The sequence below is a fragment of the Leclercia sp. 29361 genome (assembly GCF_011290365.1).
Classification (GTDB): domain Bacteria; phylum Pseudomonadota; class Gammaproteobacteria; order Enterobacterales; family Enterobacteriaceae; genus Enterobacter; species Enterobacter tamurae.
This window is the reverse complement of the sequence record NZ_CP049786.1, coordinates 661,163-679,617: the sequence shown is the minus strand read 5'-3', so window position 1 is coordinate 679,617 and position 18,455 is coordinate 661,163. Positions and strand designations below refer to the sequence as shown.

Below are 18,455 nucleotides of genomic sequence, written 5' to 3'. Positions count from 1 at the left end.
CGGTTATGTGCCAGAGCCCGATTGCCAATATCGACATCAGCAAAGAGTACGACGAGAGTCTGGGGACGGACGATGTGCATTATCAGTCCTTTAGCCGGATGGCGGCCTTTTTTGGCCGCGATATGCAGGCCCATCGCCACGACCACTATTTTCAGATGCACTTTCTGGATACCGGGCAGATTGAACTCCAGCTGGACGATCACCGCTACTCGGTGCAGGCGCCGCTGTTCGTCTTAACGCCGCCGTCGGTGCCGCACGCCTTTTTTACCGAATCGGACAGCGACGGCCATGTGCTGACGGTGCATGAAGATCTGATCTGGCCGTTACTCGAGGTGCTCTATCCCGGCACCCGGGAGACCTTCGGCCTGCCGGGGATCTGCCTGTCGTTAGCGGATAAACCGGATGAGCTGGCGGCGCTTTCTCACTACTGGCGGTTGATTCAACGGGAATCCACCGCCCAGCTTCCCGGGCGGGAGCATACCCTGGTGCTGCTGGCCCAGGCGGTGTTTACCCTGCTGCTGCGCAACGCCAGTCTTGACGATCATGCGGCCAACGGCATGCGCGGCGAGCTGAAACTGTTCCAGCGTTTTAACCAGATGGTCGACGGCCACTTCCACCAGCACTGGACGGTGCCGGATTACGCCAGCGCGCTGCACCTTACCGAATCGCGCCTGACCGATATCTGCCGCCGCTTCGCCAACCGCCCGCCCAAACGCCTCATCTTCGACCGCCAGCTGCGCGAAGCCAAACGGCTGCTGGTCTTCTCCGATAGCGCGGTAAACGAGATTGCCTGGCAGTTGGGGTTTAAAGATCCGGCCTATTTTGCGCGATTTTTTAACCGACTGATGGGCTGCTCGCCGAGCAGGTATCGGACGCAGAAGGTGCCGGTATCGTGAGTTTTCCCCCGGTGGCGCTTCGCTTACCGGGGCTACGAAACCGTAGGCCGGGTAAGCGTTAGCGCCACCCGGCAACCAGCGTGCACATAAATACTACGAGTATGCATCCAGATTTCGTCCTGCTGGGTTTAAATGGGCGCCTCTCCTTTATAGTATCCCGAAAGTTACCATCCATTGCACATCGTAAACTATGGGCTACAATGCAAGTCGCTGATATTGATAAGGCTATTGAATATCTTAACGACTACAAGCGCAGGAAATGAGAGGTAAGAGCTAATGGCGAAGTCAGCGCTTCATGATGATGCAATAGTAAAACTCCTTAAGGATGATCCGGCGTTCGCACCGATCTACCTCCAACAGGCATTCCTTGAGATTGATGAAGACGGCGGATATGAAGCATTCATGCTTGCCCTACGCCATGTTATCGAGGCGACCGGCGGCATGACGGCCATCGCGAAGCGTGCCGGTATAAGCCGTGAATCATTGTATAAATCGCTTTCACCGAAGGGTAACCCGTCATTCAAGCGTGTTGCGGCTGTCGCATCTGCCACAGGGTTCCCTATTTCCCGCATTGCAACAATCGCCGCGCAGCAACACAACGTAGCGTAGGCGTAGGCCGGGTAAGCGTTAGCGCCACCCGGCAGACAGACCGCACAGGATTAATGCACGGTCAGGTACGGCTCCTTCACAAATTCCGCCAACAGATACACCACGTCATGCAGTAACCCCGTTAAGGATGTTGCCACCGGTGGCGGCAGCGTATTGCTCAGTAGTGCCTGGGTCAGCGCCTGGGCATACTCCACCAGGGTGGCGGTCTCCTGCCAGCAATCGGGGATGCACGAGGTTACGTTTTCACCTGCAATCAGCTGCTCAATGAGATGCGGCGGTAAATCCTCATCGCACAGATGGCGGAACTGGTTTAACGCCTGCAATAAGCGCCCACATAAAGCATTGCTTGCTTGATCGTCGTGAGTATCGACGAGAACACAGACAAATGCGGCGCACGCGTCTGCGACGTCGAAAAGATCTGCCGAGGCCGGGAGGGGTTGGGTAATGATTTGGTGGATAACGTCTTCTTCGAAGTGGGAGTAAGACGGGGTTGGGATAGTAGTCATTAAATAACCTCCATGTGTATTTATTGGCACCACCAAAGTTCTCACGCCTTGGTGGAGACGCTGACGGGGGTGAGAACCGGTACACATGAACCCGGCCAACCCTGAGGTTGCCCCGCCAGCGTCGCCGTAATTTTAACGGCATGTCTGCTGGTACGGTACTTAAACCGTATAGTCATATGTAATCAGGTTCTCACGCCCGGCTGCGGTTATCGCCGCAACACAGGCACCTTACGACTCAACGAAAATAAAAAAAAGACAAATCCCTGTGTTTCATCAGGTTACTTTAGACTTTGCGAGCATGCTTCCAGAAGTAGGCGGTTACGCGGTGTGCGGCCTGTTCCCCTCACCCTAACCCTCTCCCAAAGGGAGAGGGAACCGTCCGGCGCACTCATGTAGGCCGGGTAAGCGCAGCGCCACCCGGCAAAACCCACCCCGATCACAATTCTCACTCCCGCCTGAAAAGTACCCGTCGTTGACCTATTCGTCCCTTCACGAAACCCCTGCATGACGCTTCAATTAAACAACAAAAACAAAACACATATTTAACAACTCTGTACCGATACGAGGTCCCTATGAAACCCGAAGATTTCCGTGCCAGCACCACCCGTCCGTTAACCGGTGAAGAGTATCTGAAGAGCCTGCAGGATGGCCGGGAGATCTACATTTATGGCGAACGCGTAAAAGATGTCACCACCCATCCGGCGTTTCGCAATGCGGCGGCCTCGGTCGCACAACTGTACGACGCGCTGCACAAACCTGAGATGCAGGACGCGCTGTGCTGGAACACCGATACCGGCAGCGGCGGCTACACCCATAAGTTCTTCCGCGTGGCGAAAAGTGCCAATGACCTGCGCCAGCAGCGGGATGCCATCGCCGAGTGGTCACGCCTGAGCTACGGCTGGATGGGTCGTACCCCGGATTACAAAGCCGCCTTCGGCTGTGCGCTGGGTGCTAACCCGGCCTTTTATGGTCAGTTCGAGCAGAACGCCCGCAACTGGTACACCCGCATTCAGGAAAGTGGCCTCTACTTTAACCACGCTATCGTCAACCCGCCGATCGATCGCCACAAACCCGCCGATGAAGTGAAAGACGTCTACATCAAGCTGGAAAAAGAGACCGACGCCGGGATCATCGTCAGCGGCGCGAAAGTGGTCGCCACCAACTCGGCGCTGACCCACTACAACATGATCGGCTTTGGCTCGGCGCAGGTAATGGGCGACAACCCGGACTTCGCCCTGATGTTTGTCGCTCCGATGGATGCCGAAGGGGTGAAGCTAATCTCCCGCGCCTCCTACGAGCTGGTGGCCGGCGCGACCGGCTCCCCTTACGACTACCCGCTCACCAGCCGCTTCGACGAGAACGACGCGATCCTGGTGATGGATAAGGTGCTGATCCCGTGGGAGAACGTACTGATCTACCGCGATTTCGACCGCTGCCGTCGCTGGACTATGGAAGGCGGTTTCGCCCGTATGTATCCGCTGCAGGCCTGCGTGCGTCTGGCGGTGAAGCTCGATTTCATCACCGCCCTGCTGAAAAAATCGCTGGAGTGTACCGGCACCTCTGAGTTCCGCGGGGTACAGGCCGATCTCGGTGAAGTGGTGGCCTGGCGCAACATGTTCTGGGCGCTGAGCGACTCCATGTGCTCGGAAGCTACACCGTGGGTCAACGGCGCGTACCTGCCGGACCACGCGGCGCTGCAAACCTACCGCGTGATGGCCCCGATGGCCTACGCCAAAATCAAAAACATCATCGAGCGCAACGTCACCAGCGGCCTGATCTACCTCCCGTCCAGCGCCCGGGATCTGAACAATCCGCAGATCGACAAATACCTGGCGAAGTACGTGCGCGGCTCCAACGGCATGGACCACGTGGAGCGCATCAAGATTTTGAAACTGATGTGGGATGCCATCGGCAGCGAGTTCGGCGGTCGTCACGAGCTATATGAGATCAACTACTCCGGTAGCCAGGATGAAATTCGCCTGCAGTGCCTGCGCCAGGCGCAGAGCTCCGGCAACATGGACAAGATGATGGCGATGGTTGACCGCTGCCTGTCTGAGTACGACCAGAACGGCTGGACGGTTCCGCACCTGCACAACAACACCGATATCAACCTGCTGGACAAGCTGCTGAAATAACGCAGCGGGAGGTCAAGATGCAACATGATGAACAACGCCTGCGTTTTCGCGACGCGATGGCCAGCCTCTCGGCGGCGGTCAATGTGATTACCACCGATGGCGACGCCGGACGCTGCGGCATTACCGCCACGGCGGTCTGCTCGGTGACGGATACCCCGCCGTCGGTGATGGTGTGCCTGAACGCCAACAGCGCCATGAACCCGGTATTTCAGGGTAACGGCAAGCTGTGTATTAATGTGCTCAATCACGAGCAGGAGCTAATGGCGCGCCATTTTGCCGGGATGACCGGCATGGCGATGGAAGAGCGATTTACCCTCTCCTGCTGGCAAAAAGGCCAGCACGGCCAGCCAGTATTGAAAGAGGCGCTGGCCAGCCTGGAGGGAGAGATAAGCCAGGTCCAGACCATCGGCACCCATCTGGTATACCTGGTGGAGATCAAAAATATCCTCCTGAGCCAGGAGGGACACGGGCTGATTTACTTTAAGCGCAGATTTCATCCGGTGTTAATTGAACAAGAAATGACCGTTTAATCCCCTTCGCCAGCCGAATTTTCGGCTGGCGCTTATTTGTTTTCCACTTGCTCAAAATGAAACAATCACAATCTGAAACTAATCACAATATACGTTTCTACTCCCCCCACCAGAGTTAATAGTTGTTTCGGACTTTTCCCCTTTTTCAGGGCAGATTTCTTAAATTTGAAATGACACAAACTGCAAAATTATGTAATCTTCGCGACACAAAAACACTTTCATGAATAATAAAAAAACGTTTTAGTTGTTTACTGAATAGTTTTTTTATGGCAGCACCCTAAAGCAAACTGGACACTTCTTGACCGGAATCGTCATTTCCGTGCGGTAGCCTACCTTTTTTTTGCCCTTTTTTGCTCCACTTCCTCAGCTATGCCGCCTCTGCTTCCTGACCTTCAGGTCAACTATTTGGGCAATATAAACAGTCGGGTACCGACGAATTTTTATATTTACACGCCAGGTTCCGAATATATGGAAAATATTTACAAATGAAGAACGCAACTCGCCTTCTGGTGATTTCGCTCGCCCTCATCCTGAGCGGCTGTGCATATTCCCCGAAGCAGGTTGAAGCCTCCCGACCGCTTGTCAATCCGGCCGCTTCAACCACACTCCAGCCTATGTCAGCCAACCTGCAACAACCTCTGAATACCCTGCCTCAGGGCGCGGCTCTAAGCGCCAATGGCAATACCTATATCCTGGGCCAGCGTTATGTCTCCGCCCTGGGTCTGGAATGTATTGAACTGCTGCGTAACCGCAACTACAACCAGTCGCAGCATGGCGTGACCTGCAAGAACGGTGATACCTGGTATCTGGTACCGCAACTGGAACAGGCATCCGCCAGCAACCTGCTTGCCGTGCAATAATTTTGAAGAGAAATGTTGTGAAAATAACGAAATTTCGGCAATTGAGTGCCATTCTGCTGCTGGCCTGCGCCTCTTGCGCTGCCTTTGCTGCACCCACTAAGGAAGATGCCCAGGCCTTTGGCATGAATACCCCGGCAGATAGCGGCGACGGTCGACTGCAACTCGGTGGTGAACAGGCAATGAGTGGCCAGGCAAATACCTCCTCCACCACCGGTACCTTTGTGCAGCAAAACCGCCAGGGCATGTTACTCCCGGGCGAGTCCGACGTGCGTAAACTCCTGCCGCAGTCCGAGTCCGGCCTGCCCCCTCCATATGGTGCCAACCTGTTTGCCGGTGGCTATGAAACCGAGCGCAGCGACGGCTTAAACGATAATTACCTGATCGCTCCCGGCGATAAGCTGAATATCTGGATCTGGGGCGCAGTCAATTTTTCCAACGTGGTCACCGTTGATAATCAGGGCAATATTTTCATTCCTGACGTCGGCCCGATTAATGTCAAAAACGTGGCGGCAAGTAAAGTCAATAACTTAGTCACCAGCCACATCAGCGAAGTATTCACCAATAACGTTAATGTTTACGTTAATCTGCTTACCGCGACCCCGGTCAGCGTATTTGTTACCGGCCCGGTGATCCGTCCGGGACAATATGCCGGACAATCATCCGATAGCGTTTTATATTTCCTGAAACGCGCAGGCGGCATCGACTCCGATCGCGGCAGCTACCGTCATATTAAGGTTTTACGTCAGAACCGGGTCGTCCAGCAGATCGACCTGTACGAGTTTATGCAGCAGGGCAAAATGCCGAAGCTGTCCCTGAAGGATCAGGACGTCATTCTGGTTGAGCCGCAGGGCCCGATGATCAACGTGGCCGGTAAAGTGCGTAACCCGTTCCGCTTCGAGTTAAAAAACAGCACCGCGCTCGGCTCGGAGCTGATCGACTATGCCCTGCCGCTCGCCAAGGTGAGCCATGTGGGCGTGATTGGCGATCGCTCCAACGGCCCGTTCTCGGTCTATATGCCGTATAAAGATTTTGACCGCATTCAGCTGAGCGACGGCGACAAAGTGCTGTTTAACGACGACATGCATGCGCAGGTTTACGACGTGCAGGTGATGGGCAGCTATCGTGGGCCATCTTACTTCACCGTGCGTAAAGAGACCCGTCTGCACGATCTGCTGAACCACATCCCGATTGACCCAAACATGGCGGATTACGGCTCGATCTACATCATGCGTAAGAGCGTGGCGGCACGGCAGAAAGAGATGCTGGAAGACTCCCTCAACCGCCTGGAGCGCAGCGTGTTTACCGCGCCTGCCAGTTCCGACGGTGAAGCGTCCATCCGGACCAAAGAAGCCGAGCTGGTGATGCGCTTTGTGGAAAAAGCCCGCAAGATCCAGCCGCTGGGCAAAGTGGTGGTGTCGGATAAAGGCGTGATTGCCAACATCCTGCTGGAACAGGGCGATCAGATTGTGATCCCGAACAAGACCGACCTGATTCAGATTGGCGGCGAAGTGATGATGCCGCAGGCGGTGGTCTACAACGAAGGCGCGAAACTTGAAGACTACGTTGCCTGGGCGGGCGGCTTTACCGACCGTGCGAACGACCAGCGTATTGCCGTGGTGCATGCCAACGGGTTGATGGAGTTTAAAGACGGGGGCAATGTCATGCCGGGCGATCAGATTCTGGTCATGCCGAAAGTGGACAGCAAAATGATGCAGTCCATCAAAGACATCACCCAGGTCATCTATCAGGTTGCCGTGGCGGCCAACGTGGTCCTGAATTAACCCTCACAGCGGGCTCGCTTAACGGCGGGCCCGTTCTGTTATATCGGCCTTCTCATGCTTAAACCTGTTCTCAATCAAACGCCCCGCAGCTCGTTCCAGGTGCTGCGGGATGTGACGTTTGGCCTGCTTATCCGTGAACTGAAAACACGATTTGGGAGTTACCGGCTGGGGTATGCCTGGGCGCTGTTGGATCCGCTGTTGATGATTGCTCTGTTTAGCGCGATTTTTGGGATGCGCGGACACAGTGGCTTTGGTGGCGCGCCTGCACCACTCTTTATTACCGCGGGCTATCTGCCGTTTATCTTTTTTAAAAACGTGGTGAGCAAACTGCAATCAGCGGTCAATGCTAACAAAGGGCTGTTTTGCTACCGTCAGGTAACGCCGTTTTCTACGTTTATTGCCCGTTTTATTCTTGAAACTATTGTTGGCATGATGGTCGGCGGTATTCTGATCTTGGGGCTTTTGTGGTTTGGGTTTGATGCCGTGCCTAATGACCCGCTACAGGTCATTCTTATCTATATGCTGCTGATGATTTTTTCGTTTTCATTGGGCATCATTTTTTGTGTAGTTGGAAATTTATTCCAGGAAGCAGATAAATTTCTTAGCTTATTAATGATGCCATTAATGTTTATATCTTGCGTTATGTTCCCCCTTGCAAGCATACCTGCGCAATATCAACACTGGTTTGTGTGGAATCCGCTGGTTAATGCACTTGAATTAATCCGCTCTGGGTGGATTGCAGGTTATGTCAGTCCTAATGTTAGTGGATATTATTTATTCGGTGTAACGCTGGTGCTACTGACATTTGCAATGAGCTGTTATCGCCTGAGTCATCGCCGCCTGATAGCCAGCTAAGGGAGATAGCATGATTGTACTGGATAACGTTTCAAAGTATTACCCCACCAAGTTTGGCCGCAATTATGTTTTGCGGGATGTAAGCATTACGCTGCCACGCGATCGCAATATCGGTATTTTGGGCGTCAACGGGGCGGGCAAATCTACCCTGCTTCGTCTTCTGGGTGGCATGGATATGCCCAATAAGGGCATGGTTACTCGCCACTGCCGTGTTTCATGGCCTCTGGCTCTCAATGGGGGATTTCAGGGCAGCATGACCGGGCGAGAAAACACCCGTTTTATTTGCCGCATCCATGGCGTGCGCGATACTAAAGCCATAGAAGAATGGGTGAAAGAGTTCGCTGAAATTGGTCAGCATTACGAACTCCCTATTAAGGGTTATTCCAGTGGTATGAAATCAAAATTTTCTTTCGCTGTCAGTATGGCATTCGATTTTGATATTTATTTGACCGATGAAATAATGTCTGTTGGCGATGCTCGCTTTAAACAGAAATGCATTGATACGTTTAACCAAAAACGTGAAACCGCCAGCCTGATCATGGTATCGCATGATATGAAGAACTTACGCCAACAGTGCGATATGGGAATTTTACTCCGCAACGGCGCTCTTGAGCTCTTCGATGATATCGATGATGCCATTCGTATTTATGAAAATTTATAATAGCTAAAATCATGAAACAGCCAATTCGTTCTAACAAATCCTCTCGTTTGATGCGTAAATTGCACAAATTAAAAACCAAACCTAAACATTTTCTCGCCGATTCCAGTGGCTATCGCCTGGCTAAACACTCTTGGAAACAGAGCCTTAAACTTGGCAGTTTTATGTGGGTAGTAGGATGCTTTGCTATTGCCATCATCTATTTTTGTTTTATTGCTTCAGACCGTTATGTAAGTAGAGCAGACATCGTCATCAAACAAGCCGACCAGATAAAAATGTTGCCTGATGCATTATCGATGTTAGGTATAGGTGGCAGCAACCATGAAGATGTACTTTTAATCCAGGATTATCTCAAATCTCCAGATTTACTAAGGAAGCTGGACAAAGAATTGGGTTTAAAAGCCCATTACCAAAGCCATAAAGTAGATTATTTTTCCCGATTGACGAGTGATGTTAGCCAAGAAAATTTTATTAAGTATTATCGAGACCATCTGACATTACATCTGGATGAATTATCTGGTGTACTGACAATTGAGTTACAAGCATTTGACCCTGCCTATGGTCAACGCGTAGTTAGTCTGATGCTGAAAGAATCAGAGGGTTTTATCAACAAGCTCGGACACCAAGTTGCACTGGAACAACTGGCCTTTGTTGAAAAAGAGGTTAATCGCGCCTATCAGCGTGTTCAGGATGAAAAATCTAAGGTATTAGATTTTCAGAACAAACATAATCTGATAAGCCCTGAATCGACCAGTTCAGCCCGTTTGGGTGTAGTCAGCCAGATTGAAGGTGAGCTGGCGAACCAACAAGCGCAACTGAAACAACTGCAAAGCTATATGAAAGACACGGCCCCTGCAGTGATTTCAGTTAAGGCCAGAACGGAGGCCTTAACTGAGCAACTGGCACAGGAAAAAGCGAGACTGACAGGAACAAACCAGGATGCAATGAACGAAGTCACCGCCCGTTATATGGATGTGCAAACCCAGGCTACTCTTGCTGCTGATATTTATAAGACAGGTTTGATTAGCCTGGAGCAAGCCAGAGTCGAGGCGTATCGTAAACTTAAACATCTGCTTGTTATTAGTCAGCCTACTTTGGCAGAAGACGCTGAATACCCGCGACGACTTTACAATCTTGCGACCATCGGCGTAATACTGTGTCTGCTATATGGTCTGATTGTAATGGGCCTTGCAACTCTTCGGGAACATCAGGACTGATAATTCAATTTATCGGCACGGTGAACATATTCAAGAATCTTAGTCTCAAATATTTTTAATCAGAGTCGGCAGCCGACTTTTTCGTCTCAAACAAAGCACAGCATCGCTACACGTTGATTTAGGAGCCTCAGTGAATAGTATACTTATTGTGGGACACCCAAGTTCGGGTTATAAGGAAGTTGAAGAGATTTTACAGCAGCGCGGAATGACTCCTGCGTTACCCTCTCGACGTGATGCGTTACTGCCACAAGATATAACCACAACACTATGTAAAGTCCATCAGGCTTCAGATATTGATAATGTGACGACAGAAGAAGAGATTAAGCCCCTCAAAGTCGCACCAGTCTGGCATGGCATGGCATTAGATTTAATGCTAGGTAATATTGAGCAGACTTTGTGGGGTTGGTCTGATCCTCAATCAATTTATTCACTGGATTATTGGTGCCAGTTGGATGATAACATAACGTTTGTTCTCGTTTATGATGCTCCTCATCAAGCACTGATGAAAGCTGCCACAAATCATAATAACCTATCAAATACGGCAGTTGAGCATCATCTTAATAATTGGATGGCGTACAACGGGGCACTATTGGCATTCTTCCTTAGAAATCGTAATCGATGTCTTTTAGTCAGTACCCAACAAGTTAAACTTAATTCTGAAGCCTGTTTGCAGCAGCTTCAGCCTTTATTGAGCACACCACTTCTATCAGTTGCTGAAACTAAAAGTGAGAAAGTGAGTTATGTCGCTACAACTGATGAAAGCTCATTTTCAGCACCAACCAATCATAATTTATTACCAATACAAAAATTAACGGAAATTGCTAACATTGCAGGTTTAGATGCCAAAGAAACGCAAAATGTATTACAGATAAATACTGTAGAGCATTATTTACTCGAACAATTAATTTCAGACTATCCTGCCTGCCAAGATCTTTATGCAGAACTACAGTCTGCTGCTAATCTGCCCCTGCAATTAGATTATCGAGAAGAATTGAAACCTCAGCAAGTCTGGGAAATCCTGGTTCAGCAGCGTTTACGTAATGCAGAATTAGCTGCAGGCCTGCATAAAGCCTATATTGGAATGAGCAAGACACTGGAGCTCTCAGTATCTGAACAGACCCGCGAGGGTGAACTGTTATTATCCCAATTGCATCAAGTTCAAGAAGAACTTGAGAAACAGTGTTTGCAAAAATTTGAAATAGAGAAATTTAAAACTCAACAAAGTAAGCAATTACAACACCAAATTGCCCTGGCGAAAAGTAAAGAAGAAGAAGTCATATCACTCATAAAGAAAGTCGCGGATATACAAAAACAGTTGGAATCAACCAAAGCATCAGGACGCCAGAGTGAAAACGAAAAAAATAATTTAAATGTAGCGCTGGTTGAAACAAAAAATCTGCTTGCTGCCGCCAAGGCTAATCAGCAAAGTCAATTTGATGAACAAGCTCAGAAATTTGAAATTCTTCAACAAGAAAATGAGCTGCTTTTGACGCAAGTGCATAAAGTACAACAAGAATTAGAACGTTACTTCCTTGAAAACCAAAAGCTTAAACAGCATCAAACTCCTGCATACTATGGTGCTGCAGAGCGCATCAAACAGGAACTTAGCTACCGTCTGGGTGCTACTATGATCAGTCGCTCTCGCTCCCTGACGGGTTGGTTAGGAATGCCACATGCGCTTGCTGCTGAGCGCCGCGCCTGGCTCCAGCTCAATAACAAACAGCCTCCTAAAATCCTTCCACCGGTAACAATCTACCGCGATGCGCACGAGGCAGAACGCGTGAAAAATCACCTATCATATCGACTTGGACAAGTACTTATTAGCAATAGTGGTTCTGTAGTCGGTTGGGTGAAATTACCTTTCGCAATCAGTCGCGAAGTAAGTAAGTTCAGACAACAGCGCAAGGATGTTTAAAAATGTCAGAGCTGAAGATACCTCAGGACAATATTCTACCTATTTCAGTCTGGCTAGATGTACTTGGTACAGTTTTTTCGCCTCAAGGTTTGTTACTCATCGGAGCGGGAAGCGGAAATAGCCAGTGGATAAAATGGCTATTACGCCAAGCGCAATTCCCAATACAGTTAGTTGAAGGTGATAAGGTAAAATATAAGTATCTTGAACGTAGCTTAGCATTTAATGAAGATTGGACACTGCAGCATGAAGTTGTCGCTCCAAGACCCGGCCCGATCGAATTTCATCATGCCAGTAACCCAAATGAGAGCGGTCTCCTCCCTCCTTCGCAGTTAAACAGTTTTTGGCCACACCTAGAATGTGTTAGAACTGAGCATGTTGAAAACGCCGTTACGTTGTCATCCCTACTTGAAGCTAAAAGAAATATTAATTGGTTGGTGCTGGATTGCTTGCCTGCAGCAACCATACTTATGGGCGCAGGAGAACGCTTATCAGATTTGGATGTAATTATCGTCAGGGTCGCATTTAACGATCATTTTAATACTGAATCAGGTGCAGACCAGAATTCAATAAATATATTGCTGCAATCTGCTGGCCTTACTTGCATCCATGTAGTACCGCAGAGGCATCCAGCGCTGGCACATGCTATTTACGTTAGGGATATAAAACGGCAAAAAAACGAACATGCTCAGAATAAAGAAAATATCAATCAACTAAAATTGATGGTTCAACAGGCCGAAGTCAATCATAATAATGATCTGGAACTAGCCTTTAAATCAGTTGAATCGTTGAAAATTGAATTAAATGAAAGCTCAACCAAGCTCATTAAAATTAAAGAAAATAACCAGCAAATCGAGAATAAATTCTCCCTGCAAAGGGATACTCTGATAAAAACTGAAGAAAGACTTAAACAATCTCAACAGGAACTTAATCATTTAAGTAACGAACTTAAGAAAGAGCATAAATTAGTTACAGAATCAGAAACACAATTCGCTCAGTGCAATGTTGAACTTAAAAGCATGCAGAAATGTAATGAGCAACTTAAGCAGCAACTTGACCTTCAAAATAATAATTTTAGTGAAATTAAAGATAAATTAACTGATAAAAATAAAGTTCTTATAAGCACTGAAGAAGCGTTAGCAGAAACAAAAAACAACCTTGATAAAACAAAAACAGAGTATGAGAAGCTTAAAATTGATGCACTTCAAAACATCAATAATTTAAACTCTCAGCTAGAAAAAAAGAAAACTAAAATAGATGAATTAACAAAAACCCTAGAAGTAGCATCAACGGTTCAAACTAAGAAAAGTGACACAACTGGGTTTGATTGTTTTATTGATGATATTGAGCCTTATCTCTACGGGAAATCAATTACCTATGTTGATGTCGGCGCATTTGTTGGAGACGTTTATAAATTCATTATTGAAAATAAAAAAATCCGAGTCAGAGAAGCCCATTTAATAGAACCAAATCCAGACAGTTATGAAAACCTAATTTCCAATATTAAAAAATATCGAATTCCGGCATTACATACTTATAACATTGGTGTTTCTGATACTGAACATACATTACGTTTTAGCACAGCGGCATCAATGACTAAAGCTGTGACAACATCTCAAAGCCTGATTAGATCTGAAGATTGCCACGATATAAAATGTTCTCCACTGGATGAGCTTAGTCAATTCATTACAGATGGGAGAATTAATTTACTTAAAATCGATGTTGAGGGACATGAAATGTCAGTGCTTAGAGGAGCCGAAAGTATGCTTCAAAAAAGCAATATTGACATTATTTATATTGAAGTTGGTTTTAACATTGCTGGAACACAACAATCCTATTTTGCTGAAGTTGACCAATTTCTTCAAAAATATAATTATCGCTGTTTCAAAATTTACGAACAAACACATGAATGGATTCATGATCATCCATGGCTTCGTCGGTGTAATTTCGCCTATTTGAGTGCGCCATTTGCTATTAATAACCCTGCAAAATTAACACTTGAAAATAGACGCCTACAGCAGTTACTAGAAAATAAACCTAACAGTTAATATGTAATATCTAATTAAGAAAGATTATTATCTGGTATAAAATTAATAGACTAACTAATAAGATTATATAAACACTCCCCTTAAAAACATCTTAGCGGTTAACAACAATCACATGGATAAATCATGAGTATTTTCAACGAAGCCATTACACTTTATAGAAAAAAAGATTACGCTCAAGCACTGCAAATGTTCGAACTTGCAGGAGAACATTATGGTAAACATTTAGTAGAAGTTAACATTCATATGTGCCGAAAGGCACTTGGAGCAAATTTCTTAGAAAACAAGGCTAAAATATCCCTGAGTATTTCTAAGGTTGATGTCACTATGGATGCGGCTACAAAATTAATGCTAGCCAATGAAAACTTGATCACTATTAATGATTCTGAAAGATTAGAACTATTAAATGAATACCGTGATAGCACATCCCGCAAATCAGAAGATGCCGCAGTTAGAACTGTAAATCCGATTCCTACTGACTGGCCTAAAGATTTGGTATTGCCTCCTTTAGCAGAAGGCACCAATGATTATAAATGGAATGCAAATCGTAAAAAGCGACTTGGTATTATAGAATCAGCAAAAGCAGGCTTAAGTGTTATCATCCCTACTTTCAACAGAGCCAAAATATTAGATATTACATTAGCATGTTTGTTGAACCAGAAAACAGATTGTCCATATGAAGTTATTGTTGTTGATGATGGAAGTAGAGAACAAATTGTTGATATCGTAAAAAAATATGAAAAAACGCTTGATATAAAGTATATCCGTCATCCTGATGATGGATTTAGAGTAAGTACAGTTCGTAATTTTGGGCTAAATATTGCTAAATATGATTTCGTCGCATTCCTCGATTGTGATATGGCACCATGTCCGACATGGATTCAATCATATATGGAAATATTATTAGATGATAATGATATTGCTTTAATTGGCCCACGTAAATATATTGACACTTCATCCATACCTGTTGAAAGATTTTTGAATGATGCTCATTTCATTGATACTCTTCCCGAAGTAATGACGAATAACTTAGTTGCTGGAAAAATTGTTAAAGATATTTCAGTTGACTGGCGTTTAGAACACTTTAAAAAGAGTGACAATCTACGACTTTGTGATTCTCCTTTCAGGTATTTTGCTGCAGGAAATATCGCCTTTGCAAAAAAATGGATCATTAAGACAGGGGGTTTTGATGAAAACTTCGAAAATTGGGGAGGAGAAGACGTTGAGTTTGGTTATCGCTTGTATAGAGAGGGTTGTTTCTTTAGATCGGTAATACCAGCTATGGCCTATCACCAAGAACCACCCGGAAAAGAAAACGAAACTGATCGCGCCGCTGGTAAAGCTGTTACTCAACATCAAATGAAATCAAGGATACCTTACTTTTATCGTAAGCCTTTAAAAATTGAAGATGCTCAAATAAATAAAAAACCGTTAGTTTCTATTTACATTCCTGCTTACAACTGCCGAGATAGTATTGTTCGTTGCGTTACAAGCGCGTTAAACCAAACTATTGTCGATCTGGAAGTCTGCATTTGTGATGATGGGTCAACTGATGATACATTATCTATTATCCAGTCCTATTATGGGCATCATCCAAGAGTTAAAATTGTAAGCAAAGAAAATGGTGGCATTGGTTCTGCATCAAATTCTTCGGTCAATATTTGCAACGGTTATTATATTGGTCAACTTGATTCAGATGATTATTTGGAACCTGATGCGGTTGAGTTATGTTTGAAAGAATTTTTAAGCGATAAAAATCTCTCCTGCGTATATACCACTTACCGCAATGTTAATCCAGATGGTACTCTTCATAGTGATGGTTATAACTGGCCCATATATTCAAGAGAAAAATTAATGACCGCAATGATTGCTCATCATTTCAGAATGTTTACGATAAGAGCATGGAAATTAACAAAAGGATTTAATGAGAAAATAACAAATGCAGTCGATTACGATATGTATCTTAAATTGAGTGAGGTTGGTCAATTTAAACACATCAACAAAATTTGTTATAATAGAGTCTTGCACGGCAATAATACCTCCATAAGAAAAATTGGAGAGCAGAAAGAAAATCATTTTATTGTAGTTGGCGGTTCCTTTGAACGTTTAGGAATTAAATCTCATAAATATCTTCCTGTAAACATCAACGACCCAGCTTGCAGAAAATACAAATTCGAAACGGACTTTTAATTATAACACTTTACATCACCTTTTATTGTGGCTATTGAATCATGAAAAAACATGTTTTTGTTATTGTACGATTTTCAGTTATACAACCTGGCTCCGGAGCTTGGAATTCATCCTCATCAGATCTCCAAGAAATGGCAGGAAAAATATTCGACTACGAACGTCTAGCATTCAGATTCAATACATTTGAAAAATTTTGCATGCAGTCGCTTATGGATCAAAAAATCGCTAACGAAGACAATATAGATTTTACTTTTTTGATTTTAGTATCAGATGCTCTCCCTGAAATTTTTAAAAATAGATTGGCCATTTTAAAAGATTCTTTTAATAAGAACACTATTCATGGTGCGATGGAAACTTTAGCTATTAAGTCTACATTGATCGATCCTTCAGATGATAGCTTCAAAAATATGAACGAAGCCATTAAGCATACCATTATCAATTATGCAAATAAACACTGCTCTAGTAGTCAATGTTCTTTTGCAACTGTTAGATTAGATGATGATGATGCACTTAGCGACAATTTCATCACCGAAACAGGAAAATATCTTTCCCCTCAAATGAAAGGCATGTGTATTTCATTTGCATATGGATTTGAAGGCTATGTTGATCCTGCAACATTAGCTGTTAATGATATTCGACACTGCTATTTCCCAAAAGCAGCACAAGGATTAGCTTATATCAATTTAATCCAAAATGGTGATGTGGTTGATAAAAAAACTTTCCATGTACTTAACACAAATAATCATACAAAAGTTGATGAACGTTACCCAGTGATATTAGATTCACGCATGCCAATGTATTTCAGAGCATTAAGTTTCACTAATGATTCCAACGGTTCACCCCATCATAATTTCCTGCCAAAGGTAATGGGTAAACCAACATTAAATATGGTGCCATGCCTTACAGATAAAATCACAGATACCCTAAGTCATGACGTTGAAGATTTCTTTGCCCTTGAGATATCAAAAAAAGCAAGTCACGCAGCAGCAATGATCTCTAACTTAAATAATAAAATTACCATTATTAGAAATTCAAAATAGGTTTTTTGTTTTTATCATGAATACATCGACTCATTCAATATGCATCGCTGGAACAGGTTATGTTGGATTATCTAATGCAATCCTTTTAGCCCAACATCATAAAGTCATAGCTTTAGATATTGACCCACAAAAAGTGCAATTAATCAACGATGCCATCTCCCCCATCGTTGATACGGAAATTCAGGAATACTTGTCTCAACGCCCGCTTAATTTGCGGGCAACCCTCGATAAACATGAGGCGTACCAGGATGCGGATTTCGTTATTATTGCCACCCCTACTGACTATGATCCGGTAACAAATTACTTTAATACCAGCTCGGTCGAAACGGTGGTGCGAGATGTTATGGCAATTAATCCTTCTGCCGTAATGGTAATTAAATCCACTGTTCCTGTAGGGTTTACTGAACGTCTTAAGCGAGAGTTAGGCTGCGATAACCTCATCTTCTCGCCAGAGTTTTTACGAGAAGGTAAAGCGCTGCACGACAACCTCTACCCCTCACGCATTGTCGTAGGCGAGCGAAGCGAGCGGGCTCAGACCTTCGCTAATCTGTTACGTGAAGGAGCCATCCGCAAGGATGCTCCTGTGCTGTTAACCGATAGTACCGAAGCTGAAGCCGTTAAATTATTTGCCAATACCTATCTCGCCATGCGGGTAGCCTATTTCAACGAACTGGATACCTACGCAGCTATTCATGGATTAGATACCCGGCAGATTATTGAAGGAATCGGTTTGGATCCCCGTATTGGCAATCACTACAACAACCCTTCTTTCGGTTATGGGGGTTATTGTCTTCCGAAAGATACCAAACAACTTCTGGCGAACTATCGGGACGTCCCACAAAGTCTGATTCGTGCAATTGTAGATGCTAATACAACGCGTAAAGATTTTGTGGCCGACGATATTTTGCGCCGCAATCCTAAAGTTGTTGGTATCTATCGTCTGATCATGAAAGCAGGTAGTGACAACTTCCGCGCCAGTAGTATTCAGGGTGTGATGAAGCGTCTCAAGGCCAAAGGCATAGAAGTGATTGTGTATGAACCGGTACTCAAGGAAGAACAGTTCTTCGGTTCGCGGGTAGAACACAATATTGAAGTCTTCAAACAACAAGCCGATGTCATTGTAGCCAACCGTCACGTTCCTGATCTGGCTGAGGTTGAAACTAAGGTTTATACCCGCGATCTCTTTGGTACCGACGCTTAAGGCGGACTTGTATCATGCTC

15 protein-coding genes are annotated in these 18,455 nt (G+C 45.7%); 14 read left to right on the top strand and 1 reads right to left on the bottom strand.

Going from position 1 to position 18,455, the window contains the following annotated elements; all coding sequences use genetic code 11:
- The first annotated feature begins 5 nt into the window (after nt 1-5).
- Nucleotides 6-896 (top strand): 4-hydroxyphenylacetate catabolism regulatory protein HpaA, encoded by an 891-nt coding sequence (gene hpaA / locus G7090_RS03230; protein ID WP_166181522.1) that lies wholly within the window; start codon nt 6-8, stop codon nt 894-896.
- Nucleotides 897-1,172: 276 nt separating this feature from the next.
- Nucleotides 1,173-1,505, top strand: a complete 333-nt coding sequence (locus tag G7090_RS03225; RefSeq protein ID WP_166181521.1) for an addiction module antidote protein — start codon at nt 1,173-1,175, stop codon at nt 1,503-1,505.
- Nucleotides 1,506-1,555: 50 nt separating this feature from the next.
- On the opposite strand, the gene G7090_RS03220 is transcribed toward G7090_RS03225, so the two are convergent.
- Nucleotides 1,556-2,011 carry a hypothetical protein gene (locus G7090_RS03220; RefSeq protein ID WP_166181520.1) on the bottom strand — a complete coding sequence of 152 codons (456 nt, stop codon included), beginning with the start codon at nt 2,009-2,011 and terminating at the stop codon, nt 1,556-1,558.
- Nucleotides 2,012-2,583: 572 nt separating this feature from the next.
- Between G7090_RS03220 and hpaB the strand changes: the two genes are divergently transcribed.
- The 12 genes from hpaB to G7090_RS03160 all read left to right on the top strand — a co-directional run bounded on the left by hpaB (nt 2,584) and on the right by G7090_RS03160 (nt 18,435).
- Complete coding sequence (gene hpaB, locus G7090_RS03215) at nt 2,584-4,146, top strand: 4-hydroxyphenylacetate 3-monooxygenase, oxygenase component (RefSeq protein WP_166181519.1); 1,563 nt, start codon at nt 2,584-2,586, stop codon at nt 4,144-4,146.
- 17 nt (nt 4,147-4,163) lie between these two features.
- Nucleotides 4,164-4,676 (top strand): 4-hydroxyphenylacetate 3-monooxygenase reductase subunit, encoded by a 513-nt coding sequence (locus tag G7090_RS03210; protein ID WP_166181518.1) that lies wholly within the window; start codon nt 4,164-4,166, stop codon nt 4,674-4,676.
- A 485-nt stretch (nt 4,677-5,161) separates the two neighbouring features.
- Nucleotides 5,162-5,536 (top strand): hypothetical protein, encoded by a 375-nt coding sequence (locus G7090_RS03205; protein WP_106995706.1) that lies wholly within the window; start codon nt 5,162-5,164, stop codon nt 5,534-5,536.
- A gap of 17 nt (nt 5,537-5,553) precedes the next feature.
- On the top strand, nt 5,554-7,317 hold the full coding sequence (locus tag G7090_RS03200; protein ID WP_166181517.1) for a polysaccharide biosynthesis/export family protein: 1,764 nt from the start codon (nt 5,554-5,556) through the stop codon (nt 7,315-7,317).
- Between the two features lie 111 nt (nt 7,318-7,428).
- Complete coding sequence (locus G7090_RS03195) at nt 7,429-8,172, top strand: ABC transporter permease (protein WP_242685353.1); 744 nt, start codon at nt 7,429-7,431, stop codon at nt 8,170-8,172.
- Nucleotides 8,173-8,182: 10 nt separating this feature from the next.
- Nucleotides 8,183-8,833 (top strand): ABC transporter ATP-binding protein, encoded by a 651-nt coding sequence (locus G7090_RS03190; RefSeq protein WP_166181515.1) that lies wholly within the window; start codon nt 8,183-8,185, stop codon nt 8,831-8,833.
- 11 nt (nt 8,834-8,844) lie between these two features.
- Entirely contained in the window at nt 8,845-10,047 is a 1,203-nt protein-coding gene (locus G7090_RS03185; RefSeq protein WP_166181514.1) for a sugar transporter, read from the top strand.
- A gap of 130 nt (nt 10,048-10,177) precedes the next feature.
- Entirely contained in the window at nt 10,178-11,962 is a 1,785-nt protein-coding gene (locus G7090_RS03180) for a hypothetical protein (RefSeq protein ID WP_166181513.1), read from the top strand.
- Nucleotides 11,963-11,964: 2 nt separating this feature from the next.
- Nucleotides 11,965-14,007, top strand: a complete 2,043-nt coding sequence (locus G7090_RS03175; RefSeq protein ID WP_166181512.1) for an FkbM family methyltransferase — start codon at nt 11,965-11,967, stop codon at nt 14,005-14,007.
- Nucleotides 14,008-14,130: 123 nt separating this feature from the next.
- Nucleotides 14,131-16,194: a glycosyltransferase gene (locus G7090_RS03170; protein WP_166181511.1), complete on the top strand. Its 2,064-nt coding sequence runs from the start codon at nt 14,131-14,133 to the stop codon at nt 16,192-16,194.
- A gap of 41 nt (nt 16,195-16,235) precedes the next feature.
- Complete coding sequence (locus G7090_RS03165; protein ID WP_166181510.1) at nt 16,236-17,234, top strand: glycosyltransferase; 999 nt, start codon at nt 16,236-16,238, stop codon at nt 17,232-17,234.
- A 16-nt stretch (nt 17,235-17,250) separates the two neighbouring features.
- The gene (locus tag G7090_RS03160; protein ID WP_166181509.1) at nt 17,251-18,435 is read left to right on the top strand and encodes a nucleotide sugar dehydrogenase; all 1,185 of its coding nucleotides are present in this window, start codon (nt 17,251-17,253) and stop codon (nt 18,433-18,435) included.
- The last annotated feature ends 20 nt before the right edge of the window (nt 18,436-18,455 follow it).

Coding starts and splice junctions, on each gene's coding strand:
- G7090_RS03210 (WP_166181518.1), top strand. CDS start 4,164: ATGCAACATGATGAACAACGCCTGCGTTTTCGCGACGCGATGGCCAGC.
- G7090_RS03190 (WP_166181515.1), top strand. CDS start 8,183: ATGATTGTACTGGATAACGTTTCAAAGTATTACCCCACCAAGTTTGGC.
- G7090_RS03170 (WP_166181511.1), top strand. CDS start 14,131: ATGAGTATTTTCAACGAAGCCATTACACTTTATAGAAAAAAAGATTAC.
- G7090_RS03160 (WP_166181509.1), top strand. CDS start 17,251: ATGAATACATCGACTCATTCAATATGCATCGCTGGAACAGGTTATGTT.
- G7090_RS03165 (WP_166181510.1), top strand. CDS start 16,236: ATGAAAAAACATGTTTTTGTTATTGTACGATTTTCAGTTATACAACCT.
- G7090_RS03225 (WP_166181521.1), top strand. CDS start 1,173: ATGGCGAAGTCAGCGCTTCATGATGATGCAATAGTAAAACTCCTTAAG.
- G7090_RS03205 (WP_106995706.1), top strand. CDS start 5,162: ATGAAGAACGCAACTCGCCTTCTGGTGATTTCGCTCGCCCTCATCCTG.
- G7090_RS03185 (WP_166181514.1), top strand. CDS start 8,845: ATGAAACAGCCAATTCGTTCTAACAAATCCTCTCGTTTGATGCGTAAA.
- hpaA (WP_166181522.1), top strand. CDS start 6: ATGTGCCAGAGCCCGATTGCCAATATCGACATCAGCAAAGAGTACGAC.
- hpaB (WP_166181519.1), top strand. CDS start 2,584: ATGAAACCCGAAGATTTCCGTGCCAGCACCACCCGTCCGTTAACCGGT.
- G7090_RS03175 (WP_166181512.1), top strand. CDS start 11,965: ATGTCAGAGCTGAAGATACCTCAGGACAATATTCTACCTATTTCAGTC.
- G7090_RS03220 (WP_166181520.1), bottom strand. CDS start 2,011: ATGACTACTATCCCAACCCCGTCTTACTCCCACTTCGAAGAAGACGTT.